This window comes from Pseudomonas bubulae (genome assembly GCF_037023725.1).
GTDB lineage: Bacteria > Pseudomonadota > Gammaproteobacteria > Pseudomonadales > Pseudomonadaceae > Aquipseudomonas > Aquipseudomonas bubulae.
The window spans coordinates 568,186-592,500 of record NZ_CP146077.1; the positions used below are offsets into that span (position 1 = coordinate 568,186).

Genomic DNA, 24,315 nt, shown 5'->3' on the forward strand with positions numbered 1-24,315 from the left:
CCATGCCCTCGCCTTCACCCTCCAGCCTGCTGGCCAGTTTTCAGGAGCACTACGACGATCTGTTGTCGTTCCTGACCCGGCGCCTGCGTGACCGGCATCGGGCAGCGGATGTGGCGCAGGAAACCTGGATCAAGCTGGCAAAAATCGACCCCGAGGCGGTCACGGTACTTAATGACCGGCACTTTATTTTCAAGGTGGCGGGCAACCTGGCCATCGATGCCTTGCGCGTGGATCAGCGCCAGACACGCAACCTGAGCGGCGAACCGCCTTCACTGCAAATCGCTGATCCGGGGCTGCCGCCCGAAGGTCTGCTGCTGGCCACCGAGCGCATCGGCATTCTGGATGAGGCGCTGCAACAACTGTCGCCCAATGCCCGCCAGGCGTTACTGCTGAGTCGCATCGACGGCATGACCCAAGCCCAGATCGCCGTCGAACTGGGCGTGTCGCCAAGTATGGTGGCAAAATACATTGGCCAGGCCTTGCGCCACTGCCGTGACTGGCTAAAAGACAACCATGCCTGAGCGTGCCGTGATGCCTTCAACGCCCTCCCCTGACGATCTCGACGATCAGGCCATCGACTGGCAGACCCTGCTGCACTCGGGCGAAGCCAGCGCACGCCAGCGCCTGGACTATCAGCGCTGGCAACAGTTGAGCCCGGCGCACAAAACCGCGGCCCAAGAGGCCGAAGCGCTATGGGCGGATATCGGTCTGACCGAAAGCGCCGAGCAACATCGCGCAAGACCGCGCCGCCGGGCTTATCGCTGGGCCAACGGGCTGGCGGCGGGGTTGGTACTGGCCGTACTCGGGTATGGCGCTACGGACTATGTACCAAGCTGGTCCGACACTCATCACACCGGGGTCGGTCAGCGCCAGCAATGGCTGTTGAGCGATGGCACGCGTGTCACGTTGAACAGCGCCACGGCGTTGTCGGTCGACTTCACGGGCAATCAACGTAGCGTCATCTTGCGCAAGGGCGAAGCCCTGTTCGAGTTGGCCGATGACCCGTCGCGCCCCTTTATCGTCCAGGCCGGGCAAGACCGGGTGGCGGCTAAAAACGGGGCCTTCAGCGTGCGCCGCGATGCAGTTCAGACCCGTGTACTGGTCGCCTCGGGCGCGGTGCAAGTGCAGCACCAGACGCAAACCCTGGAGCTGCAACCCAACCAGCAGGCACTGTATCAACCAGGCCAGGCTGTCGCCGAGCGCCAGCAGGTTGATGCCAATGCCCTCACCGCCTGGCACCGCGGCAAGCTGATCTTCAACCGCAAACCCCTGCAGGACGTACTCGCCGAACTGGAGCGCTATCAATACGGCCGTATCGTGCTGCCCGATGCAACACTCGGCGCCATGCAGATCAGCGGCGTGTTCGACCTCAACGATCCACAGAACCTGCTGCATACCCTGGAACAGCGTTACGGCCTCAACATCACCTACCTGCCCTTTGTGGCGTGGGTGCACTGAAAATAATTTCGCACAGGCACTGCAAGATCCTGTCGGGCATATCGTCGTAGTAAGACCAGGAACGAATCCGTTCCCATTCGCGATATAAAAAACCTCGAACAAGGATCAAAAACGCAATGGTCGAGCACGTCAAGAAGCCGCGTGGCGCACACCTGAACGAACAGCGACTGCGCCAGGTATTCGTAGCCACAGCCTTGCTGGCCAGCCTGGGAGGCCCGCTGCAAGCCAGTGCCCAGACCGCAACTGCGGCCACGCCCGGCACGTCCCAGCACACCCGCCAGGTCAGCGTGGACGTCAGGGCCCAGGACCTCGATCAGGCGCTCACCCAGTTTGCCGATCAAGCCGATTTGCACCTGCTGTTTACCTCAGCCGAAGTCGCCGGCTTGCACAGCCAGGCGCTGCGGGGGGAGATGAGTGTTGAACAGGCCCTGCAATCGCTACTCAAAGACAGCGGTCTGGTCTGGCAATTCAGCGATGCCCGCACCGTCATCTTGGGTAAACCTCAAGCCCCCGCTCAGAGCCTGCAACTCAAGGCCCTGGAAGTCAGCGTCGGCGCCCGTACCAGCACCTCCATCAGTGAAATCCCGGGCACCGTGTGGGTGGTCGACCAGGTGCAGTTGCAGGAGCAACTGGACACTGGTGTCACCCTCAAGGAAGCCATCGGCAAACTGGTGCCGGGGCTCGACCTGGCGCCCGAAGGGCGCAGCAACTACGGCCAGAACATGCGCGGGCGCAACGTGCTGGTGATGATCGACGGCGTCAGCCAGAACAGCTCGCGAGAGCTGTCGCGCCAGTTCGACAGCATCTCGCCGTTCAACGTAGAGCGGATCGAAGTGCTGTCCGGCGCCAGCGCGCTGTACGGTGGTGGCGCCACAGGCGGGATCATCAATATCGTGACCAAAAAGGGCACCCCCGGCCCCGCGCAATTCGAAACAGAGCTGTCCGCCACCAGCGGTTTCAACAACAGCGACGACCTCTCCAGCCGCATTTCACAATCCGTCAGCGGGGGCACTGATCGGGTCTATGGCCGCCTGGGGATTTCCGGTGAACAGAACGAAGCCTTTTACGATGGTAAAGGCGATCAGGTATTTATCGACAACACCCAGACCGACCTGCAATACAACCGCACCCTGGACCTGATGGGCAGCCTGGCAATCAAGCTCGATGACGTACAGGACCTGGACTTGCTGGCCCAGTACTATGATTCGGGGAACAACGGCAGCGTCGGGATTTACTTCCCCAACCTGCACGACAAAGCACCGTCCAATCTCGAAGACGCCGAAATCCGCAGCGGCTACGACACCGACCTGGAGCCGCGTTCCAAGCGCCTGCTGTTCAACGCCAACTATCACCACGCCGACCTGCTGGGCCTGGACTTCTACTTGCAGGGCTCGTACCGCAAGGAAGACAACAATTTCTATCCGTTCCCGTACTACAACGCCGGTAAACCGCAGGGTTCCAAGGGCGTGTACTTCGCCGCTTCGCAGCAGAACTTCGAAGTCACCAGCCTCAAGGCGCTGTTTGCCAAACAATGGGACAGCCTGAAGCTGACCTATGGCGTAGACCTCGACCGCGAGCGCTTCAATGCCGAACAAAGCGTGTTCGATTCGGCTATCTCTTCCGAAAGCGGCGGCCTGGACCTGGTCACCCAAAGCAAGTCCCCGCGCTACCCAAGTTACCGGGTTGATGGGCATTCGGCCTACGCCCAGCTTGACTGGAAACTTACCGATGCCCTGACCCTGTCTGGCGGCGCGCGGCGCCAGCAAATGGACGTCGATGTCGGTGTGTTCAAGGGCATTGCCGGTGGCAGCAACGACTACGCGGTCAACCTGTTCAACCTGGGCGCCATTTATGACTTCAAGAATGGCCATCAAACCTGGGTCAACTACAGCGAAGGCTTTGATTTGCCGGACCCGGCCAAGTACTACGGCAAGGCGGGGCTGAGCGTCAAAGACAACCCGTTGGCCGGGATCAAGAGCCGTCAGGTCGAAACCGGCTGGCGCTTTGCCGATGTGGATTGGGACGCGCAGGCGGCGATCTATTACATCTGGTCTGACAAGGTCATCACCACGGACGCTGCCACGCTGACGATTGATGTAACCGACAAGAAGAGCCGTGATTTTGGCTTTGAAGGCGCGCTGACCCGTCACTTCAATAACGGTTGGGACGCAGGCGGCACCTTGCATCTGGTACGTTCAGAGGAAGAGGACGCGCAAGGCGACTGGATGAAGCGTGACGCCCGGTATGCGTCATTGTCCAAATCCACCGCGTTTGTTGGCTGGCACGGTGATGGGCGCAATGTGCGCTTGCAGGGTAACCATGCCTTTACGCTTAAAGACGATTCCGACCACAAGATCAGCGGTTACACCACGTTCGACTTGATGGGCAGCCAGGAGACTGAATTCGGCACGTTCAGCGCCGGCATCCAGAACCTGCTGGACAAGGAGTACAGCACGGTCTGGGGCCAGCGTGCGGCGCTGTTCTACTCGCCGACCTACGGCCCGGAGTATCTGTATGACTATCAGGGCCGTGGCCGCACATACACCATGACCTGGTCATTGGCTTATTGAACAGAGCAAGACAGTGGGAGCGAGCCTGCTCGCGAAGATCGTTCGCGAGCAGGCTCGCTCCCACAGTTTAAGTCGCGGCTTTACTGGCTGGCCACACCACCAAAGCGGGTACTCATCGCAGTGATGAAGTCTTCAAGGCTCATTTTCTGGCCATTGAGATCCACCTGGCCATCAGCGTAATTGAGCGAAGCCAGGATGTTGTTGCCCTCCACTTTGGCCAGCCCGGTTTGCACCGCCATCACGCCTGCCATCTCGCTGTTCATGCTGGCCATCTTGGCAATGGCTTGCGGATCGGTCTGGCCAACCAACTGTGCCTGCACCGCTGACAAATCAGCAATCATCGGCTTGGACAGCAACAGCTTGGCATCCAGCGCGGTCAGCATCTGCTTGGTAACGTCAACTGGCGGCTGCTCAAATGAGGTCGGCTTGGCCAGCCCCATGACAACGTTGAGCTGGCTTTCACCATTGGCGGTCTTGATCGTGAATTTCTCCAACGCCAGTTGCGGTTTGGCAGCCAGAATTTTTTCAACCTGAAGCTGCATCTGCACTTGCTCCGCCGGGGTCAGCGGGGTTTGCGGCAGGGTACCGTCGGCCTGAGGCTGGAACTTGTTCTGATAAATCTGCAGCAGCGCCTGCATGGCCGGGATATCCAGGCTGCTGGCAGTCAGTACCATTTGCGCACTGCCCACCGGCTTGCCATCCAGGGTGATATCACCGACGTTATAGGCCAGACGCCCGGACATCAGGTTGCCATTGGCGGAAGCAGAATCCGTGTACTCGAAGTTCTTGAGTTTGATCACCGATTGCTTGACGCCATAAGTCAGCTGACCTTCGCTCAGCGCCATCACGTTCTGCCCAAGATAGAAGCCAAAGTCGGTCTTCTTCAGGTCACTGGCCAGGGTCAGGCCGTTGAGCTCGACCGTTACCGGCGGGTTCTCAATCGTGATCGCATTGAGCTTGAGGTGGTCCATATAGCCTTTGGCCTTGAGGTTCTGGCCATCAGCATCGGTCTGGGCTTGCATGGTCATGCCCGAGAAGCTGAAGGTGGAGTGCTCGTCCAGCTGGGTCTCCAGTGCCATCAGCTCCATATGACCGTCAACCGAGCGGTCGTAACCCAGGGTGACCTGACCTTTGAGCGGAGCCTGATCCTTGGTTGCGGCAAACCACTTTTCGGTAAATGGGGTTTTTTCCAGCGAGTAATTGCTGACCGCCATCACTGGCATCCACTTGAACGTCTTGATACGCGACCACGGCAATGGACCATGCTCGATATTATCGACAAACAGCAATTCCACCGGCTTCGCATCCGGGCCCGCCTTGTCGTCCTGGATCTTCAGGCGATAGTGCGCGGTGCTGCTGTAGAGGTTGCGCTCAATGGAAACCAGCTCAATAGTGCCGTGAGTGGTGGTGCCTTGCAGTTGCTTGGCCAGCTCCTGGTTGGTCTGCTCGATCGAGGTCTGCAACACACCCTCGATTTTGCTGCCGGTATACCACGCGCCAGCGGTATTCAGCGCCCCGGCGACAACAACGATCCCTACCAGCACACCTAATGGTTTATTCATCAATTGACCCGTTCAATGTCCGTTATGTTGAAAGTAAAGCGGTCTTTGCCAAGCCCTTCATGGGCCGAAAAGTGCTAGCAGATTAACACTGGCAGCAGATCAGACGCTCCTCCAACGTGATACCTGGCTTTATGCAGGTTGGGCGTAACGCTGGTCAATTTCGTCGAGCTGGTGGTCGAAACTCTTGAGACTGGCACTCCAGGTGTACACCAGCACTTCCAGATCATGGTCGATGCATGTTTCTCCTACAGAATTAAAAGAAACGTCCGAGTAATCCAGCTGATAACGCTCACGCGCCATCGCTGCCGCGACATTCGAGAGCTCACGCGCAGTGTCGAGCCATTGGCGCTCTTCGGATGGCAGGGCCTTGTCGAGTTTCAGGCATTGGGTCTTGAGGGCTTCGAGGCTTTTTTCCAGCGGGGTGCCGGTAAGTTCGCCCATAAACTCCTGGAAGGTCCGGCCCGGTTGCCAGTAACTGCCCCAGAAATAGCGGTCAAATACCGTCTCTACCCGCCGCAGGGCAACCTTGGTGTCCCAGATCAGGACGCGGGTCTGGCCCTGGTTGATCTGGCGTTTTTTGATCTGCCGGGTTTGCACCGAGGCGCAGGCCACCACCACTATGGCCAGAACGGCAATCAACGCACTCGCGCTATCGAGAAAGATCATTGCCTTGTCGATCTGGTGCGCCAGCATGATGCCGTAGAAGTAGGTCGCCGAAAGCAGCACCACGGCTGCCACTGCACACCAGAAGCCGGGAGCATAAGGGTTTTTCATTATTAGTATCCCCATCAGGCATGGTCTGCACGATGAGGAGGGCTACAGACCGCAAACGCCCTGAACCATCGTTCTGATACCGATAATTCAGAGCATAGCAACGCTGTCAGGGTTTGGCGTTTGTCGCCGCTTGCGTTCGTCCACTTTCCCAGCCCCCACCCAAGGCCAGGAACAGATCGATCTGACTCATGGCAACCTGGGTGTTGGCCGCCGACAATTGCGCGCGCATGTCAGTGTAGGTGCGGGTTGCCTGCAGATCGGCCAGGAATGACTCGCGCCCCGCCTGGAAGAACTGATGGGTCTGGTCGGCCGCCGTTTTGGCCGACAACTCGGCCTCTGCCAGGGCATCACGGCGCTGCAGCAACGCCGTGTATTGCACCAGGCTGGTCTGGGTTTCACGGATGGCATTGAGCACCACACCGTCAAACTTGGCCAAAGCGCCTTGAGTCACCGCCTCGGCCTCACGAATTCGGGCTCGCGAGCCATTGGTCGGAATCGTCCAGCTCAGCATCGGGCCGAAGCCCCAGCGGTTAGTAGGGGCCGTGCCCAGGTTGTCGATAATCCCCACTGTGCCAATGCTGGCACCGATGCTGATGTCCGGGTACAGCGAACCTGTGGCCACACCGATTTCGGCGGTGGCGGCGGCCAGATGGCGTTCGGCCTGACGAACGTCGGGACGGCGTTTAAGCAGTGCTGCACCGTCCCCCACGGGCAGCAATTGCGCGATATGCGGCAGCTCGGCGCAGGTAGCCACACCGGCGGGCAGTTGATCCAGCGGCCTGGCCAGCAACATCGACAAACGGAACAGGCCGGACTGGCGCAATGCTTCGTAACGGGGCAATTCTGCGCGCAACGATTTGAACTGGGTTTCAGAACGGGTGACCTGGGTTTCATCACCGCGACCCGCATCACGCAGGCGCTGGGTCAGGCTGGTACTTTGCGCTTGCAGCTTGAGGGACTCTTCTGCGATGTGGTGTTCCTCATTGGCTGCGCACACTTGGGTGTACGCCCGCACCACATCCGCCACCAGAGTGATGCGCGCGGTGTCGGCGGCAGCCTGAGTCGCGTCGGCGTTGGCCTGTGCCGCTTCGATCCCGCGCTGCAAAGTGCCCCACAAGTCGAACTGGTATGAAGTGCTGATACCCAGATCACCGACATTGGCTACCGGCACCTTGTCCGCCAGCAGGAACGCTTCACCGGACTCCTGCAGGCGCTGGGCGCCCGCTTTCACAGAACCACTCCAGCCACCGGCCGACTGTGCCTGCTCAACCTGGGCCCGCGCCCGCGACAGGTTCGCCGCAGCGACCCGCAGATCAGTGTTGGAGGCCAGCGCCTGGCGCACCAGTTCATTGAGCCTGGGGTCCTCATAGAGCTTCCACCAGTCAACTGGAACCGGGGCGGACACCACGTTGGCGCCCTCGCCAGCCAGTTGGCCCTGCAAGTCCGGGCGCTGCATGGCCGCGTCTTTGGGCAATTGGTAATCAGGGCCAAGCAGTTGGCAACCGGACAGCAGCAGCCCAAGTCCTACGGCTGCCAGGCGAACGGCTTTCATTGCGCGCGCTCCGGGGCAGGCTGGGCTTTGGCCGAATCTTCGATGATGGACACGGTCGCGGTGCGCCCGGCAATCATGCGAAAGTCTTCAGGCACGTCGTCAAACACGATGCGTACCGGAATCCGTTGCGCCAATCGCACCCAGCTGAACGCAGGGTTGACGTTGGGCAGCAGGTTCTGGCCACTGGTGCGGTCACGGTCTTCGATGCCCGCCACAATGCTTTCAACATGCCCGCGCAAACGTGCGTTATCACCAATGACACGGATATCGACGCTTTGGCCGACATGGATGCCATCGAGTTTGGTTTCTTCAAAATAGCCGTCGATATGGAACGAGCTGCTGTCGACGATCGACAAGACCGGCCGCCCCGCCGTGACGAACTCATTGACCCGTGGAGCCCGGTCGTTGACGTAACCATCGACGGGGCTGCGCACCACCGTACGATCCAGATTGAGCTGGGCGCTGTCCACGGCCACTTGGGCCTCAATCAGTGCGGCCTGGGCGCGCATTTCACGGGACTGGCTTTCTTCGAGCTGTTCGCGGGCGACCAGGTTGCCCAGGCCTTTGTTACGGCGGCTCTCACGTTGGGCCTGGGCCAGGGTCTCCTTGCGATCGGCCACGGTGGCTTCGGCCTGACGCAGCGCCAGCTTGAAGCGCTCCTGGTCGATGACAAACAACACCTGATCACGGCTGACGGGCTGGTTGTCACGCACATCCACCTGCTTGATCAGGCCCGACACGTCGGGGGCGATTTGCACGATGTCGGCGCGAATGTGGGCGTCACGGGTCCAGGGAGCAAACATGTAGTACATGGTCATGCGCCAGACCACGACGCAGGCAAACGTCACCACCAATAAGGTGAGAACGACACGGCCCAGGGTCAGTAAAGGTTTTTTCATGTCATCAGATATCGACTGAACGAATCCACAACGCCGAGTAACAGAGCGTAGAGACCGACGTTGAACAAAGCCCGGTGCCAGACCAGGCGGTAAAAGTGCACACGGGTGAGTAACCCGTGAACCACCAGAAACAACAAGTAGGTGATGCCCATCAGTACCAGGAGCGTGGGCAGGAAAACCCCGCTGATATCTACGTCACCGATCATAGCGGCGCTCCCTCAATGTGGGCCTGGGGATGTGGCCGGTCGTCGTTGTCGACAATAAATTCGACACCGGGCAGCAACGCCAGACGCAGGCCGCTGAGGGCGTGCAACAGATGCACTCGTGCCTCGCCTTCGGCTTGCAGGTCATTGGCGTTGAGGGCGCGACGCGTGCGGTCCATGGTCATTTGCAGGCCCATTGGCATTGGCAGGCGCTCACCCGCCTTGAGGCAGGCACAAAAGTAGTCACCCACATCACTGACCACCTGGCGCAGCAACAGTTGCGGCCCGCCCGTAACCCTGGGTGCGTAGGCCAGCAGATCGAGCAGGTTGAGGGCCACCCGCAGGTCACGCAAGGCGCTGCCGGTGTCCTGCCCGGTCAGGGCCAGACGCGGCAAGTGCTGCATCAGGCGGTCGAGCATTTGCGCGCCCATTTGCCGGTGTTCGGCCAGGGTGGCGGGCTGGGTCAGGCTGACAATGTCACGCCAGCTGAAGCGGGTCAGGCGTTTGGCCGCCAGTTCGGCACCGAACGGGCGCGCGACCAGGGTCCAGACGAAGGCAAACAGCAGGCCAACGGGGCCGGCCAGGTTGGCGTTCATAAACACCATGAAGTCCGCGTCGTAGGCACCCTGGATACTGATAAACGAGGCGGTGTTGACGATAGTCAGCAAGGTGCCCAGGTAAAAGCGCGGTTGCACGGTCAGGGTGCCGACGCAGATAAACGGCACGGCAAACGCCAGCACCAGCATCGGGAAGTCATGCAGGTTGGGCAGGATCACAAACAGGTAGAGGCTGGCAAACAGCACCGACAGCGAGGTCCAGAAAAAGAACCGGTAGATCTGTGGCGCCGGATCGTCCATCGCGGCAAAAAAGCTGCAGGCCACGGCGGCCAGAATCACCGCACTGGCGCCGTCAGTCCAGCCGAGCAGAATCCACAACACCGAGGCGACGACAATCGCGGTGACGGTAGAGAACGCTGAATAAAGCATCAGCCCGCGATCCAGGAACGGCGTCAGGCGACCCAGGCGCCAATGCCGATAGACCGCACGCCAGACATCCTGGTTACCGGTCGAGATGGCCTCTTGCAGGCTGCGGCAGTCTTGCCACAGGTCGATCCACTCACCCAGCCGGTACAGCACGTTGGAGAGCACCAGTTGGCGCCGATCATCCAGAGCGGCGGCGCTGGGCTGCAACGCTTCAAGTTCATGGCGCAATGCTTGCCACTGCTGGATCGAGGCGCCCTCACGGGTGCGCTCAAGCCATGCCTGGGCGTGGTCGAGCAATGGCGTGACCTTGTCGAGCAGCTCAGGAGCGCGACGCTCCAGCGCATAGAGTGCATCGTCCAGGGCATCGACCACCGGCAGCAGGTGGATCATGCGTCCACGCAGCTCTTTGGTGTTGCGCACGGTCTGCGGGTGCGCGCCCTCATGGGGCAACTGGCCAATCATCATTTCAAGGCTGTTGAACGTCGCCACCATTGATGAACGCAGGCCACTGGCTTTGCTGGGTTCGACATCGCGGGCCAGAAAGTGCTTGCTGTAATTGCTCGCATCGGCAAACCACTTGGCCGCCGCGTCGATAAATACCGGCGTCAGGCGCCGAGGCCAGAACATGCTGCCTACGACCGCCGCGCAGACGATACCGAGCATGATTTCTTCAGTACGCGAAACGGCGATGTCGAACACATTCAGCGGGTTATCCACAATCGGCAGGGCGATCATGGGCATGGTGTAGCCGGCGAGCATGAACACGTAGCTGTTGGCGGTGCGCAGGTGCAGCGACAGGAACAACAAAATGCCCGTCCAGAGGGCAATCACCAGCACCAGCAAGAACGGTGTCTGGACAAACAGCGGCACAAAAAATACCGCTGCAGCAGCGCCTATCAGCGTGCCCAGGGCTCGGTACACGGCCTTGGAGCTGGTGGGCCCGACAAAGGGGCTGGAGACGATATAGACCGTAGCCATGGCCCAGTAAGGGCGAGGCATTTCCATCAGCAAGGCGATATACAGCGCGATCATCGACGCGGCGAAGGTACGTACCCCGTAGAACCAGTCGCGGGCAGGCGGCATGCTGCTGAAAAAACCGTTCAAGAGGCAGCCCCGTCAGGCAGTTGTCCGGCAGCTTCGAAGGCTTTGATCACACGCAACGCAGCTTCCTGGTCAGCCACTGGAATATCGGCCAGAGCGGCCCTTCTCAGTTGTACAAGCTGAGCTTCAATCGATTGCACCAGAGCACGCCCGGTGTCGGTCAGGCTCAGGGTTTTGGCGCGGCGGTCACTGGCATCTTCACAGCGGCGCACATAGCCAGCCTTGCACAGTTGATCGAGCAAGCGCACCAGCGACGGGCTTTCCATCCCGGCAGCGTGGGCCACGGTGACTTGCCGCACACCCTCACCCAGGCGGCCGATGATCAGCAGCGGCATGGCGCAGGCTTCGGAAATACCATAGTTGACCAGCGTGGCCTGGCAGACGCGACGCCAATGGCGAGTCGCAACCACCATGCCGGTGCTGATGCTCATTTGCAGTGGATCGAGAGTGTCAGGCAAGAGGCGTCACATAATGTTAGTTTGCTAACTATTAATATTGCGCGGCCAGATGAGCACAGTCAAGTGTTGCTATTTATTTCTTAGGGCCCGTGACAGGTTTTTGCCGCAGCATCAGATTCAATTGGTCGACAACTTCAGCCCAGTCAGCGTCTTCAAGATGCTCCTCACGCAAAAAAGCCGCTTGGGCGGGCGTCCAGAAAAAAGCATCTTCAAGCTTGAGGTCAGGCTTGAGTGGCGAGTGGGTGGTGACAAACTTTTCGATATCTTCCGGGCTGGACGGCAGGCCCAGCTGCTTGAACAAGGATGGCAGGCTATGGGTTGGCTTTTGCATCGAGTTGACTCCATTCAGGTTCAGAGCCGCATTTGGCGGCAACGCAGGTCAAATATAGACGAGCCTGAGTGTCATCGACGGCCAGGTCCTGTGCTTTGCGCCAATCCATGGGAATTGCACTGAAGTCGTCGGGCTGCAGTTTGCTGCTGATCAGCCAGATACGACCCGGGCCTGGGGGCATATCGCTCAGGCGATCGACATAGATACTTGTGCCGTGGCCATTTACCAGCGTGCCAAAGCCATAGTCATTCGGGCGCCCTGAAGTGCCATCTTCCAGGGGCGGCGTATAGAGCATCGGTTGAAATCCGGTCTTGTTGTAATAGACAAAGCTGAAGTACCAGAACAGGTCACTGACGACGATCCGGTCACCGGGCTTGAACTGCTGGTTAACGTGCTCCACCAGACGATCAAAATGATCGGCATCGCTGCTGAAGTTGCTGCGCAAGCCCGTCACTTCGGCGCCAATGAACAGTGTCAGCAGCGCTATGGCCAGCGCCCGCTTGCGCTTGAACAGTTGATCGACTGCAATCGCCACAAGCAGCGGTAAACCCAACGCGGCAAACATCACATAGCGTTCGATAAACAGAGGCGAGATAAAGGATACGGCGTAAATGGCCAGGATCGGCAGCAGGGTGTAGATCACGATCAACGTGATGAATTTATGCGGGCTTGAATCGCGTACAGCCATTCCTGCGACACCGCCAAGCAGTGCCAGCGGTGCCAGCCAGAACAACGGCCAGGGCAGGTTGTCGCCTTCATCCTGTATCAACAGCTGCCACGTCATGGCGGGCAAGGAGCGGGCATCGACTGCAGGCTCCCACCCCACATCACCGCCACTCTTGAGTTCATCCATATGTTGCAGCAAATCCACCAACCCCGGCAGCCAGGGCAGGAACAACAGCACAATGGCAACGTTAACCAGCCACCAGGCCGGGCGCCTGATCAGCCAGCCGCTGCTGCGGCCACTTAGCAACAGGTACAGCCAATGGGCCATTACACAAAACGCTGTGAAGTAATGGGTGTAAAAAGCAGCCGCCATCAGCACGGTGTAGAGCACCGGGTAGCGATACTTATGCGGGGCCTTGACCCAGTACACCAGCGCGATTGTGGCAGCTATCAGCCACAACCCCATCAGTGAATACATCCTCACTTCCTGGCTGTAGCGCACGGCGGTAGGCAATAACGCCAGCAGCAGGCCCGCCAGCAATGCAGCCCGCGGGGTGGCCACCAGCCGTACCAGCCAGATACCGAAAAATACCGTGGCAATGCCGGGCAGGACACTCAGGGAACGAATCGAGACCAGGCTGTCACCAAACAGCGCTATCCAGCCGTGCAACAGCATGAAATACAACGGAGGGTGAACATCGTGCGCAGCATGAAACCAGATCCCCGACAGCGGGTAGTCGCTCAGCATCAGGCTGGAGCCTTCGTCGCACCAGATCGCCGAGGCGGTGAAACCGTAAAAGCGTACTCCTGCGGCCAGCAGCAAAATACACCACAGCCACGGCTGACGAATCAGGCTGGAAAAAACGTTAGAGGGCTGTAACAGGAGTTCAAACCGTTGCTCACCCACATCGTTGTTGCTGAGTACGCCCATCCCTCACCTGCTGTGCATTGGTGCTGCAAATCGGGCAGCTCTAACTTCGGCGATTGTAGGGCACAGCCCATAACAAAAGGGAGGGCACCCGCCAAGAAAGATAGTGGCCCCATGCAATCTCTTATCCCGCAGTCACGCTAAACTATGCGTAACAAGGTTTGACAGCAATCAGGTCAGTACCTAACTTGAATTGGATCCAAACAAGTATGCCGGTTCGTCGGCACAGGTAGTCGCAACGTGGCCGTCAAAAACAATCCCTTAAACAGCATAGTTGTGTCGGGTCCCATACCCGCTCACCTGGCGCGCTCGGAGATCGAAGAAACCTTGCGCAACGCCATTCTTGATGGCCGTTTGCCTTGCGGTACAGCCATTCGCCAGGAAGCACTGGCGAAGTTGTTTGGCGTCAGCCGTATGCCTGTACGCGAAGCACTGCGTCAGCTGGAAGCTCAAGGTTTGCTGCAGGTCGTGCAATACAAGGGTGCCGTGGTCGCTCCTTTGATTGAAGACAACTCGCTCGAGACCTATGAACTGCGACAGTTGCTCGAAGCCCAGGCACTGCGCCTGTCAGTACCACTGTTGAGCAAAGAGGATTTCGAAGAAGCCGAGGGCTATATCGAAGCGCTCGAGATCGAAAAAGACTTCGGAAAAATCGGCACACTCAATCGGCAATTTCATCAGGCGCTTTACTGCAAGGCTCCTAATAAAAAACTGCTGGCACTCATTGAGGCAGGGCTAATTGAAGAAGAGCGTTTTCTACGCTTCAACCTTGAGCAGATGAACCTTGGCAAGTTGTGCCAGGACGATCACCGTGCGTTGTTGCGTTATGCCCGGGCCAGAGACGTCGAGGCTTGTATTGCAGAGCTGGAGTTGCACCTGCAGCGCGGGGTGAAGGCTATTACCTACTACTTGAGCATGGTCAAAACAAAACAGCCCTGACATATGAATCGCCAGGGCTGTGGATAACTTATTGCTGACCTGCGGGTTTCAGATTTTGAAACTGTCGACCAGTTGCTTGAGACGGCTGGCCTGCTGCGATAGCGCATCGCAGTCCTTGAGGGTTTCGTTAAGGTTCACCACACCTTGCTGGTTAAGCAAGTTGATCTGGTTGATATCCACATTGAGGGTTTCGACCACTGCCGTTTGCTCTTCAGTGGCGGCGGCAACCGACTGGTTCATACCGTCGATCTCATCGATGCGCTGAGTCACGCTGATCAAACGGGCACCCGCCTGATTGGCGACCTCGACACTCTCCTCGCTGGAGACCTGACTCGCATTCATGGTGCTGACCGCTTCGCGGGAGCCTACCTGCAGCGAGGTGATCATTTTATGTATCTCCTCTGCCGACTCCTGAGTGCGGTGGGCGAGGTTGCGCACCTCATCCGCCACCACGGCAAAGCCGCGACCCGCTTCGCCTGCACGCGCAGCCTCAATGGCTGCGTTGAGGGCCAGCAGGTTGGTCTGCTGAGAGATACCTTTGATCACATCCAGAATGTGCCCGATGTTGTCGGTGCTGGCATTCAGGGTTTCTATTTGCGCACACGACAAACTGATCTTCTGCGACAGCTCGGTCATGGCCTGGATGGTCTGTTCAACCACTTTGCGACCGTCATCTGCCTGCTCGCTGGCACCGCTTGCATGTTGCGAAGCATCGGCGGCGTTGCGGGCGATTTCCTGGGTGGCGGCACCCAGTTCATTGATCGCCGCGGCGACACTGTTGGTGCGCGCACTTTGCTCGTCCGAGCCGACAATGGAAGCGTTGGACGAGGCCATAACGCGGTGTGACAGGTCATGAACCTGACGAGTAGCAGAAGACACTTCGCTTATCGAGGCGTGGATACGCTCGACAAACTGGTTGAACGAGCTGGCCAGTTCACCGAATTCGTCCTTGTTCTCAATGACCAGACGGCGCGTCAAGTCACCCTCGCCCTGGGCGATATCCTGCATCGCACGGCCCATGGTGGTCAGTGGACGCATCAGTACACGGATCAACAAACTCAACAACAACGCAATCGCGGCCACTGCAATAAACATTGCAATCAACGCAGACGTACGGAATTTAGACAGCGGCGCGTATGCTTTTTCTTTGTCTATTGACTGACCGATATACCAATCCGCGGACGGCAGGCCTGTCACCGGGGTAAAGGAAATAATCCGCTCATGACCATTGAGCGTCACTTCCTGAATGCCCTTCTCGATGCGCAGAGTACTGACCGGGTAAATGTCCTTCAGGTTCTTCATCACCTGATCTTTATCCGGGCTAACGATAACCTGGCCATCACTGCTCACCAGAAACGCGTAGCCCAGGCCACCGGAATCAACCGAATTGATGATTTTGACCAGGCTGTCCAGGCTCAGGTCACCTCCCACCACACCCAACAACTCACCGCCTTTTTTAACGGGCATGGCGATGGTCACAATCAGGCCTCCGACAGCTGCCATATAAGGAGGTGTCAACATGGTCTGACCGGCGCCTACAGCTTGCTTGTACCAGGGGCGCTCGCGGGGGTCATAACCTGCAGGCATGGTCGCGTCAGGGCGTTGAGTAAACACGCCATTGGCTTGCCCGACGTAGGTGAACTGAAAGTTGGAGGTGAATGCCGGCTGATCAACCAGGCCAGGGAGATCAGCCTGGCTGCCTTGCTGCGCAATATTCTGTGCCAGGCTCTCCAGCACCAGAATGCGGCCACCAAGCCAGTTCTGAACGCTGCTGGCTGTCAGGTTGCCAGCCTGTTGCACCGAGGACTCGATGTTCTGCTTGATGGTGTCGCGCTGCAGATAGTCGTTGTACAACGTGAATAACGCAAACGCCAGAACCACGACGCCTGAAGCGGCCAGAAGGATTTTATGACTGAACTTGAGATTCATAGCATGGGACTTCTTATGCCAAAAGTTGGGATGCGTACGGTGTGTGCAACCTGTTGGCAGCTCTGCTCGCACGCAATGCTCAACAGGCTGTCGGCACGGACGGCAGAATACTTAGCCACGTTTGATGGCAATGTGCTTAATCCGACGAAAGCGCAGCTGTGCGATTTGAGGTTTGGCTTTTGGAAGGGGGTTCAGACGAACAGAAAGGGCGCTGGGGATTTACGTCGCGCAAAAACAAAACCCCTGTCTGCGTTAGCAGACAGGGGTTTCGGAATTCAATCTTGACGATGACCTACTCTCACATGGGGAAACCCCACACTACCATCGGCGATGCATCGTTTCACTACTGAGTTCGGGATGGGATCAGGTGGTTCCAATGCTCTATGGTCGTCAAGAAATTCTGTGGCAGATCCGTTATCAAAACGTGCCTGCGAAAACTTGGGACTTCTATAAAAACAAAATCCCCGTCTGCGTGAGCAGACAGGGATTTTGGAATTTAATCTTGACGATGACCTACTCTCACATGGGGAAACCCCACACTACCATCGGCGATGCATCGTTTCACTACTGAGTTCGGGATGGGATCAGGTGGTTCCAATGCTCTATGGTCGTCAAGAAATTCGGTAGCCAGGTCGTTTACCTTTCGGTTCACGCTCCAGCGAATGGGTATGTAATAGATGTGGTGTTTTGTGAACCGCAAACTTTCGGTTTGTATCGTCTTCACACACCGCAATTCGCATGCTCTTGTGTTCAAGGGCGCAAATTGCTTGGGTGTTATATGGTCAAGCCTCACGGGCAATTAGTATTGGTTAGCTCAACGCCTCACAGCGCTTACACACCCAACCTATCAACGTCGTAGTCTTCGACGGCCCTTTAGGGAACTCAAGGTTCCAGTGAGATCTCATCTTGAGGCAAGTTTCCCGCTTAGATGCTTTCAGCGGTTATCTTTCCCGAACATAGCTACCCGGCAATGCCACTGGCGTGACAACCGGAACACCAGAGGTTCGTCCACTCCGGTCCTCTCGTACTAGGAGCAGCCCCTCTCAAATCTCAAACGTCCACGGCAGATAGGGACCGAACTGTCTCACGACGTTCTAAACCCAGCTCGCGTACCACTTTAAATGGCGAACAGCCATACCCTTGGGACCGGCTTCAGCCCCAGGATGTGATGAGCCGACATCGAGGTGCCAAACACCGCCGTCGATATGAACTCTTGGGCGGTATCAGCCTGTTATCCCCGGAGTACCTTTTATCCGTTGAGCGATGGCCCTTCCATACAGAACCACCGGATCACTAAGACCTACTTTCGTACCTGCTCGACGTGTCTGTCTCGCAGTCAAGCGCGCTTTTGCCTTTATACTCTACGACCGATTTCCGACCGGTCTGAGCGCACCTTCGTACTCCTCCGTTACTCTTTAGGAGGAGACCGCCCCAGTCAAACTACCCACCATACACTGTCCTCGATCCGGATAACGGACCTGAGTTAGAACCTCAAAGTTGCCAGGGTGGTATTTCAAGGTTGGCTCCACGCAAACTGGCGTTCACGCTTCAAAGCCTCCCACCTATCCTACACAAGCAAATTCAAAGTCCAGTGCAAAGCTATAGTAAAGGTTCACGGGGTCTTTCCGTCTAGCCGCGGATACACTGCATCTTCACAGCGATTTCAATTTCACTGAGTCTCGGGTGGAGACAGCGCCGCCATCGTTACGCCATTCGTGCAGGTCGGAACTTACCCGACAAGGAATTTCGCTACCTTAGGACCGTTATAGTTACGGCCGCCGTTTACCGGGGCTTCGATCAAGAGCTTCGCGTTAGCTAACCCCATCAATTAACCTTCCGGCACCGGGCAGGCGTCACACCCTATACGTCCACTTTCGTGTTTGCAGAGTGCTGTGTTTTTAATAAACAGTCGCAGCGGCCTGGTATCTTCGACCGACAGGGGCTTACGCAGTAAATGCTTCACCTCCATCGGCGCACCTTCTCCCGAAGTTACGGTGCCATTTTGCCTAGTTCCTTCACCCGAGTTCTCTCAAGCGCCTTGGTATTCTCTACCCAACCACCTGTGTCGGTTTGGGGTACGGTTCCTGGTTACCTGAAGCTTAGAAGCTTTTCTTGGAAGCATGGCATCAACCACTTCGTGTTCTAAAAGAACACTCGTCATCAGCTCTCGGCCTTAGAATCCCGGATTTACCTAAGATTCCAGCCTACCACCTTAAACTTGGACAACCAACGCCAAGCTGGCCTAGCCTTCTCCGTCCCTCCATCGCAATAACCAGAAGTACAGGAATATTAACCTGTTTTCCATCGACTACGCTTTTCAGCCTCGCCTTAGGGACCGACTAACCCTGCGTCGATTAACGTTGCGCAGGAAACCTTGGTCTTTCGGCGTGGGTGTTTTTCACACCCATTATCGTTACTCATGTCAGCATTCGCACTTCTGATACCTCCAGCAAGCTTCTCAACTCACCTTCACAGGCTTACAGAACGCTCCTCTACCGCATCATCCTAAGATGATACCCGTAGCTTCGGTGTATGGTTTGAGCCCCGTTAAATCTTCCGCGCAGGCCGACTCGACTAGTGAGCTATTACGCTTTCTTTAAAGGGTGGCTGCTTCTAAGCCAACCTCCTAGCTGTCTAAGCCTTCCCACATCGTTTCCCACTTAACCATAACTTTGGGACCTTAGCTGACGGTCTGGGTTGTTTCCCTTTTCACGACGGACGTTAGCACCCGCCGTGTGTCTCCCATGCTCGGCACTTGTAGGTATTCGGAGTTTGCATCGGTTTGGTAAGCCGGGATGGCCCCCTAGCCGAAACAGTGCTCTACCCCCTACAGTGATACATGAGGCGCTACCTAAATAGCTTTCGAGGAGAACCAGCTATCTCCGAGCTTGATTAGCCTTTCACTCCGATCCACAGGTCATCCGCTAACTTTTCAACGGTAGTCGGTTCGGTCCTCCAGTTAGTGTTACCCAACCTTCAACCTGCCCATGGATAGATCGCCCGGTTTCGGGTCTATTCCCAGCGACTAGACGCCCTATTAAGACTCGCTTTCGCTACGCCTCCCCTATTCGGTTAAGCTTGCCACTGAAAATAAGTCGCTGACCCATTATACAAAAGGTACGCAGTCACCCAACAAAGTGGGCTCCCACTGCTTGTACGCATACGGTTTCAGGATCTATTTCACTCCCCTCTCCGGGGTTCTTTTCGCCTTTCCCTCACGGTACTAGTTCACTATCGGTCAGTCAGTAGTATTTAGCCTTGGAGGATGGTCCCCCCATATTCAGACAAAGTTTCTCGTGCTCCGTCCTACTCGATTTCACTGTAAAGATGTTTTCGCGTACAGGGCTATCACCCACTATGGCCGCACTTTCCAGAGCGTTCCGCTAACATCAATACAGCTTAAGGGCTGGTCCCCGTTCGCTCGCCACTACTAAGGGAATCTCGGTTGATTTCTTTTCCTCAGGGTACTTAGATGTTTCAGTTCCCCTGGTTCGCTTCTTAAGCCTATGTATTCAGCTTAAGATACCTAACTTATGTTAGGTGGGTTCCCCCATTCAGACATCTCCGGATCAAAGTCTGTTTGCCGACTCCCCGAAGCTTTTCGCAGGCTACCACGTCTTTCATCGCCTCTGACTGCCAAGGCATCCACCGTATGCGCTTCTTCACTTGACCATATAACCCCAAGCAATCTGGTTATACTATGAAGACGACATTCGCCGAAAATTCGCTGCTCAATTAAGAGCAATCACAAATTTTACCTTAGCCTGAATAAACACCAGTGAAAGTGCTATTCAGTCTAACTTTCTATTACATACCCAAATTTTTAAAGAACGATCTAATCAAAAGATCAGAAATCAACATTCACCATCATTCGATGGAATGTTCATTTCTAAGCTTTACGACAAGTAAGCAGTAATGGTGGAGCCAAACGGGATCGAACCGTTGACCTCCTGCGTGCAAGGCAGGCGCTCTCCCAGCTGAGCTATGGCCCCATATTTCTACAGGTGCTTCCAAACAAAATTGGTGGGTCTGGGCAGATTCGAACTGCCGACCTCACCCTTATCAGGGGTGCGCTCTAACCAACTGAGCTACAGACCCAATTTTGGTCTACTGCTATCGTCTTCTTCAATGAATCAAGCAATTCGTGTGGGAACTTATGGAGCAGCTGATGTCGTCGATTAAGGAGGTGATCCAGCCGCAGGTTCCCCTACGGCTACCTTGTTACGACTTCACCCCAGTCATGAATCACACCGTGGTAACCGTCCTCCCGAAGGTTAGACTAGCTACTTCTGGTGCAACCCACTCCCATGGTGTGACGGGCGGTGTGTACAAGGCCCGGGAACGTATTCACCGTGACATTCTGATTCACGATTACTAGCGATTCCGACTTCACGCAGTCGAGTTGCAGACTGCGATCCGGACTACGATCGGTTTTATGGGATTAGCTCCACCTCGCGGCTTGGCAACCCTTTGTACCGACCATTGTAGCACGTGTGTAGCCCAGGCCGTAAGGGCCATGATGACTTGACGTCATCCCCACCTTCCTCCGGTTTGTCACCGGCAGTCTCCTTAGAGTGCCCACCATTACGTGCTGGTAACTAAGGACAAGGGTTGCGCTCGTTACGGGACTTAACCCAACATCTCACGACACGAGCTGACGACAGCCATGCAGCACCTGTCTCAATGTTCCCGAAGGCACCAATCTATCTCTAGAAAGTTCATTGGATGTCAAGGCCTGGTAAGGTTCTTCGCGTTGCTTCGAATTAAACCACATGCTCCACCGCTTGTGCGGGCCCCCGTCAATTCATTTGAGTTTTAACCTTGCGGCCGTACTCCCCAGGCGGTCAACTTAATGCGTTAGCTGCGCCACTAAGAGTTCAAGACTCCCAACGGCTAGTTGACATCGTTTACGGCGTGGACTACCAGGGTATCTAATCCTGTTTGCTCCCCACGCTTTCGCACCTCAGTGTCAGTATCAGTCCAGGTAGTCGCCTTCGCCACTGGTGTTCCTTCCTATATCTACGCATTTCACCGCTACACAGGAAATTCCACTACCCTCTACCATACTCTAGCTTGCCAGTTTTGGATGCAGTTCCCAGGTTGAGCCCGGGGATTTCACATTCAACTTAACAAACCACCTACGCGCGCTTTACGCCCAGTAATTCCGATTAACGCTTGCACCCTCTGTATTACCGCGGCTGCTGGCACAGAGTTAGCCGGTGCTTATTCTGTCGGTAACGTCAAGACAATCACGTATTAGGTAACTGCCCTTCCTCCCAACTTAAAGTGCTTTACAATCCGAAGACCTTCTTCACACACGCGGCATGGCTGGATCAGGCTTTCGCCCATTGTCCAATATTCCCCACTGCTGCCTCCCGTAGGAGTCTGGACCGTGTCTCAGTTCCAGTGTGACTGATCATCCTCTCAGACCAGTTACGGATCGTAGCCTTGGTGAGCCATTACCTCACCAACTAGCTAATCCGACCTAGGCTCATCTGATAGCGCAAGGCCCGAAGGTCCCCTGCTTTCTCCCGTAGGACGTATGCGGTATTAGCGTCCGTTTCCGAACGTTATCCCCCACTATCAGGCAGATTCCTAGGTATTACTCACCCGTCCGCCGCTCTCAAGAGAAGCAAGCTTCTCTCTACCGCTCGACTTGCATGTGTTAGGCCTGCCGCCAGCGTTCAATCTGAGCCATGATCAAACTCTTCAGTTCAAACATCTTTGGGTTTTTAAGAAACCCTAAACTTGGCTCAGCAATCGTTGGTTACATCTTTGATTTCTCGCGGAGTAACTTGTGATGCTGATAATCTTGTTGACTATCAGTCTGACTCCACAAGCACCCACACGAATTGCTTGATTCAATTGTTAAAGAGCGGTTGGTCAGCTTTCGCTGTACCGAGGCGCGCATTCTACAGCAGCCTCTGTATCTGTCAAGCGGTTATTTTAAGATGTTTTCAAAGTTTCCCTTGTAACATCAACCACTTGCGCTTTCGATCTCTCGTTAGCGGGAGGCGAATTCTACAGTGTTACACACTGCTGTCAACGCTTTATTTCCAGCTTCTTTCGATTGAGATAATCGAGTGGTTAGCCAGGCAAATGGCCTGATTAACCGTACGAGCTTTTTACAAAGCTTGTACTTATACAAAAACAAAATCCCCGTCTGCGTGAGCAGACAGGGATTTTGGAATTTAATCTTGACGATGACCTACTCTCACATGGGGAAACCCCACACTACCATCGGCGATGCATCGTTTCACTACTGAGTTCGGGATGGGATCAGGTGGTTCCAATGCTCTATGGTCGTCAAGAAATTCGGTAGCCAGGTCGTTTACCTTTCGGTTCACGCTCCAGCGAATGGGTATGTAATAGATGTGGTGTTTTGTGAACCGCAAACTTTCGGTTTGTATCGTCTTCACACACCGCAATTCGCTCTAAGCAAATTGCTTGGGTGTTATATGGTCAAGCCTCACGGGCAATTAGTATTGGTTAGCTCAACGCCTCACAGCGCTTACACACCCAACCTATCAACGTCGTAGTCTTCGACGGCCCTTTAGGGAACTCAAGGTTCCAGTGAGATCTCATCTTGAGGCAAGTTTCCCGCTTAGATGCTTTCAGCGGTTATCTTTCCCGAACATAGCTACCCGGCAATGCCACTGGCGTGACAACCGGAACACCAGAGGTTCGTCCACTCCGGTCCTCTCGTACTAGGAGCAGCCCCTCTCAAATCTCAAACGTCCACGGCAGATAGGGACCGAACTGTCTCACGACGTTCTAAACCCAGCTCGCGTACCACTTTAAATGGCGAACAGCCATACCCTTGGGACCGGCTTCAGCCCCAGGATGTGATGAGCCGACATCGAGGTGCCAAACACCGCCGTCGATATGAACTCTTGGGCGGTATCAGCCTGTTATCCCCGGAGTACCTTTTATCCGTTGAGCGATGGCCCTTCCATACAGAACCACCGGATCACTAAGACCTACTTTCGTACCTGCTCGACGTGTCTGTCTCGCAGTCAAGCGCGCTTTTGCCTTTATACTCTACGACCGATTTCCGACCGGTCTGAGCGCACCTTCGTACTCCTCCGTTACTCTTTAGGAGGAGACCGCCCCAGTCAAACTACCCACCATACACTGTCCTCGATCCGGATAACGGACCTGAGTTAGAACCTCAAAGTTGCCAGGGTGGTATTTCAAGGTTGGCTCCACGCAAACTGGCGTTCACGCTTCAAAGCCTCCCACCTATCCTACACAAGCAAATTCAAAGTCCAGTGCAAAGCTATAGTAAAGGTTCACGGGGTCTTTCCGTCTAGCCGCGGATACACTGCATCTTCACAGCGATTTCAATTTCACTGAGTCTCGGGTGGAGACAGCGCCGCCATCGTTACGCCATTCGTGCAGGTCGGAACTTACCCGACAAGGAATTTCGCTACCTTAGGACCGTTATAGTTACGGCCGCCGTTTACCGGGGCTTCGATCAAGAGCTTCGCGTTAGCTAACCCCATCAATTAACCTTCCGGCACCGGGCAGGCGTCACACCCTATACGTCCACTTTCGTGTTTGCAGAGTGCTGTGTTTTTAATAAACAGTCGCAGCGGCCTGGTATCTTCGACCGACAGGGGCTTACGCAGTAAATGCTTCACCTCCATCGGCGCACCTTCTCCCGAAGTTACGGTGCCATTTTGCCTAGTTCCTTCACCCGAGTTCTCTCAAGCGCCTTGGTATTCTCTACCCAACCACCTGTGTCGGTTTGGGGTACGGTTCCTGGTTACCTGAAGCTTAGAAGCTTTTCTTGGAAGCATGGCATCAACCACTTCGTGTTCTAAAAGAACACTCGTCATCAGCTCTCGGCCTTAGAATCCCGGATTTACCTAAGATTCCAGCCTACCACCTTAAACTTGGACAACCAACGCCAAGCTGGCCTAGCCTTCTCCGTCCCTCCATCGCAATAACCAGAAGTAC

General features: G+C 56.1%; 14 protein-coding genes, 2 tRNA genes, 6 rRNA genes and 1 pseudogene (1 of these 23 only partly in view). 4 read left to right on the top strand and 19 right to left on the bottom strand.

The window, feature by feature from the left end:
* The first annotated feature begins 2 nt into the window (after positions 1 to 2).
* The 3 genes from V6L81_RS02615 to V6L81_RS02625 all read left to right on the top strand — a co-directional run bounded on the left by V6L81_RS02615 (position 3) and on the right by V6L81_RS02625 (position 4,028).
* Positions 3 to 521: an RNA polymerase sigma factor gene (locus V6L81_RS02615; protein WP_095017812.1), complete on the top strand. Its 519-nt coding sequence runs from the start codon at positions 3 to 5 to the stop codon at positions 519 to 521.
* The gene (locus tag V6L81_RS02620) at positions 514 to 1,458 is read left to right on the top strand and encodes a FecR family protein (protein ID WP_338660460.1); all 945 of its coding nucleotides are present in this window, start codon (positions 514 to 516) and stop codon (positions 1,456 to 1,458) included. Before V6L81_RS02615 ends, V6L81_RS02620 begins: the two co-directional genes overlap by 8 nt.
* A 116-nt stretch (positions 1,459 to 1,574) precedes the next feature.
* Positions 1,575 to 4,028 carry a TonB-dependent receptor gene (locus tag V6L81_RS02625; RefSeq protein WP_338660461.1) on the top strand — a complete coding sequence of 818 codons (2,454 nt, stop codon included), beginning with the start codon at positions 1,575 to 1,577 and terminating at the stop codon, positions 4,026 to 4,028.
* Between the two features lie 80 nt (positions 4,029 to 4,108).
* Here V6L81_RS02625 and V6L81_RS02630 read toward each other — a convergent pair whose 3' ends face one another.
* The 9 genes from V6L81_RS02630 to V6L81_RS02670 form a co-directional block, all read right to left on the bottom strand.
* Complete coding sequence (locus V6L81_RS02630; RefSeq protein ID WP_095000662.1) at positions 4,109 to 5,590, bottom strand: YdgA family protein; 1,482 nt, start codon at positions 5,588 to 5,590, stop codon at positions 4,109 to 4,111.
* A 129-nt stretch (positions 5,591 to 5,719) separates the two neighbouring features.
* Positions 5,720 to 6,364, bottom strand: a complete 645-nt coding sequence (locus V6L81_RS02635) for an NADH:ubiquinone oxidoreductase subunit N (RefSeq protein ID WP_095000661.1) — start codon at positions 6,362 to 6,364, stop codon at positions 5,720 to 5,722.
* 106 nt (positions 6,365 to 6,470) lie between these two features.
* On the bottom strand, positions 6,471 to 7,916 hold the full coding sequence (locus tag V6L81_RS02640) for an efflux transporter outer membrane subunit (protein ID WP_095000660.1): 1,446 nt from the start codon (positions 7,914 to 7,916) through the stop codon (positions 6,471 to 6,473).
* Entirely contained in the window at positions 7,913 to 8,815 is a 903-nt protein-coding gene (locus V6L81_RS02645) for an HlyD family secretion protein (protein ID WP_095000659.1), read from the bottom strand. Before V6L81_RS02645 ends, V6L81_RS02640 begins: the two co-directional genes overlap by 4 nt.
* Positions 8,812 to 9,021, bottom strand: coding sequence for a DUF1656 domain-containing protein (locus tag V6L81_RS02650; RefSeq protein ID WP_016782973.1), 210 nt, complete (start codon positions 9,019 to 9,021; stop codon positions 8,812 to 8,814). Before V6L81_RS02650 ends, V6L81_RS02645 begins: the two co-directional genes overlap by 4 nt.
* On the bottom strand, positions 9,018 to 11,105 hold the full coding sequence (locus tag V6L81_RS02655; RefSeq protein ID WP_338660462.1) for an FUSC family protein: 2,088 nt from the start codon (positions 11,103 to 11,105) through the stop codon (positions 9,018 to 9,020). Before V6L81_RS02655 ends, V6L81_RS02650 begins: the two co-directional genes overlap by 4 nt.
* Positions 11,102 to 11,533: a MarR family winged helix-turn-helix transcriptional regulator gene (locus V6L81_RS02660; RefSeq protein WP_016782970.1), complete on the bottom strand. Its 432-nt coding sequence runs from the start codon at positions 11,531 to 11,533 to the stop codon at positions 11,102 to 11,104. Before V6L81_RS02660 ends, V6L81_RS02655 begins: the two co-directional genes overlap by 4 nt.
* A 100-nt stretch (positions 11,534 to 11,633) precedes the next feature.
* A complete protein-coding gene (locus V6L81_RS02665) occupies positions 11,634 to 11,891 on the bottom strand; it encodes a DUF2789 domain-containing protein (RefSeq protein ID WP_095000657.1) in 258 nt (85 codons plus the stop codon).
* Complete coding sequence (locus V6L81_RS02670) at positions 11,872 to 13,488, bottom strand: glycosyltransferase family 39 protein (RefSeq protein WP_338660463.1); 1,617 nt, start codon at positions 13,486 to 13,488, stop codon at positions 11,872 to 11,874. Before V6L81_RS02670 ends, V6L81_RS02665 begins: the two co-directional genes overlap by 20 nt.
* A gap of 237 nt (positions 13,489 to 13,725) precedes the next feature.
* Here V6L81_RS02670 and V6L81_RS02675 point away from each other — a divergent pair, with 237 nt between their 5' ends.
* Complete coding sequence (locus V6L81_RS02675) at positions 13,726 to 14,424, top strand: GntR family transcriptional regulator (RefSeq protein ID WP_095017815.1); 699 nt, start codon at positions 13,726 to 13,728, stop codon at positions 14,422 to 14,424.
* A gap of 48 nt (positions 14,425 to 14,472) precedes the next feature.
* On the opposite strand, the gene V6L81_RS24175 is transcribed toward V6L81_RS02675, so the two are convergent.
* The 10 genes and pseudogenes from V6L81_RS24175 to V6L81_RS02720 form a co-directional block, all read right to left on the bottom strand.
* Positions 14,473 to 15,258, bottom strand: coding sequence for a methyl-accepting chemotaxis protein (locus V6L81_RS24175; protein WP_370688617.1), 786 nt, complete (start codon positions 15,256 to 15,258; stop codon positions 14,473 to 14,475).
* Between the two features lie 69 nt (positions 15,259 to 15,327).
* A pseudogene (locus tag V6L81_RS24180) lies at positions 15,328 to 16,353 on the bottom strand (cache domain-containing protein); the annotation flags it as partial.
* 279 nt (positions 16,354 to 16,632) lie between these two features.
* Positions 16,633 to 16,748: ribosomal RNA gene (rrf, locus tag V6L81_RS02685) — 5S ribosomal RNA — on the bottom strand.
* A 105-nt stretch (positions 16,749 to 16,853) separates the two neighbouring features.
* Positions 16,854 to 16,969: ribosomal RNA gene (gene rrf / locus V6L81_RS02690) — 5S ribosomal RNA — on the bottom strand.
* Between the two features lie 162 nt (positions 16,970 to 17,131).
* Positions 17,132 to 20,025 (bottom strand): 23S ribosomal RNA (locus tag V6L81_RS02695).
* Positions 20,026 to 20,269: 244 nt separating this feature from the next.
* Positions 20,270 to 20,345: transfer RNA gene (locus tag V6L81_RS02700), tRNA-Ala, on the bottom strand.
* Positions 20,346 to 20,374: 29 nt separating this feature from the next.
* Positions 20,375 to 20,451: transfer RNA gene (locus V6L81_RS02705), tRNA-Ile, on the bottom strand.
* Between the two features lie 81 nt (positions 20,452 to 20,532).
* Positions 20,533 to 22,069, bottom strand: a 16S ribosomal RNA gene (locus V6L81_RS02710).
* Positions 22,070 to 22,548: 479 nt separating this feature from the next.
* Positions 22,549 to 22,664, bottom strand: a 5S ribosomal RNA gene (gene rrf, locus V6L81_RS02715).
* Positions 22,665 to 22,811: 147 nt separating this feature from the next.
* Positions 22,812 to 24,315 (bottom strand): 23S ribosomal RNA (locus V6L81_RS02720) (it continues 1,390 nt past the right edge of the window).
* Together the 16S, 23S and 5S rRNA genes with 2 tRNA genes alongside form the textbook arrangement of a ribosomal RNA operon.

What these genes read in the sequence shown, in the direction of transcription:
- V6L81_RS02615 (WP_095017812.1), top strand. Translation starts at nt 3, where the DNA reads ATGCCCTCGCCTTCACCCTCCAGCCTGCTGGCCAGTTTTCAGGAGCAC.
- V6L81_RS02620 (WP_338660460.1), top strand. Translation starts at nt 514, where the DNA reads ATGCCTGAGCGTGCCGTGATGCCTTCAACGCCCTCCCCTGACGATCTC.
- V6L81_RS02625 (WP_338660461.1), top strand. Translation starts at nt 1,575, where the DNA reads ATGGTCGAGCACGTCAAGAAGCCGCGTGGCGCACACCTGAACGAACAG.
- V6L81_RS02630 (WP_095000662.1), bottom strand. Translation starts at nt 5,590, where the DNA reads ATGAATAAACCATTAGGTGTGCTGGTAGGGATCGTTGTTGTCGCCGGG.
- V6L81_RS02635 (WP_095000661.1), bottom strand. Translation starts at nt 6,364, where the DNA reads ATGAAAAACCCTTATGCTCCCGGCTTCTGGTGTGCAGTGGCAGCCGTG.
- V6L81_RS02640 (WP_095000660.1), bottom strand. Translation starts at nt 7,916, where the DNA reads ATGAAAGCCGTTCGCCTGGCAGCCGTAGGACTTGGGCTGCTGCTGTCC.
- V6L81_RS02645 (WP_095000659.1), bottom strand. Translation starts at nt 8,815, where the DNA reads ATGAAAAAACCTTTACTGACCCTGGGCCGTGTCGTTCTCACCTTATTG.
- V6L81_RS02650 (WP_016782973.1), bottom strand. Translation starts at nt 9,021, where the DNA reads ATGATCGGTGACGTAGATATCAGCGGGGTTTTCCTGCCCACGCTCCTG.
- V6L81_RS02660 (WP_016782970.1), bottom strand. Translation starts at nt 11,533, where the DNA reads ATGAGCATCAGCACCGGCATGGTGGTTGCGACTCGCCATTGGCGTCGC.
- V6L81_RS02665 (WP_095000657.1), bottom strand. Translation starts at nt 11,891, where the DNA reads ATGCAAAAGCCAACCCATAGCCTGCCATCCTTGTTCAAGCAGCTGGGC.
- V6L81_RS02670 (WP_338660463.1), bottom strand. Translation starts at nt 13,488, where the DNA reads ATGGGCGTACTCAGCAACAACGATGTGGGTGAGCAACGGTTTGAACTC.
- V6L81_RS24175 (WP_370688617.1), bottom strand. Translation starts at nt 15,258, where the DNA reads ATGGCCTCGTCCAACGCTTCCATTGTCGGCTCGGACGAGCAAAGTGCG.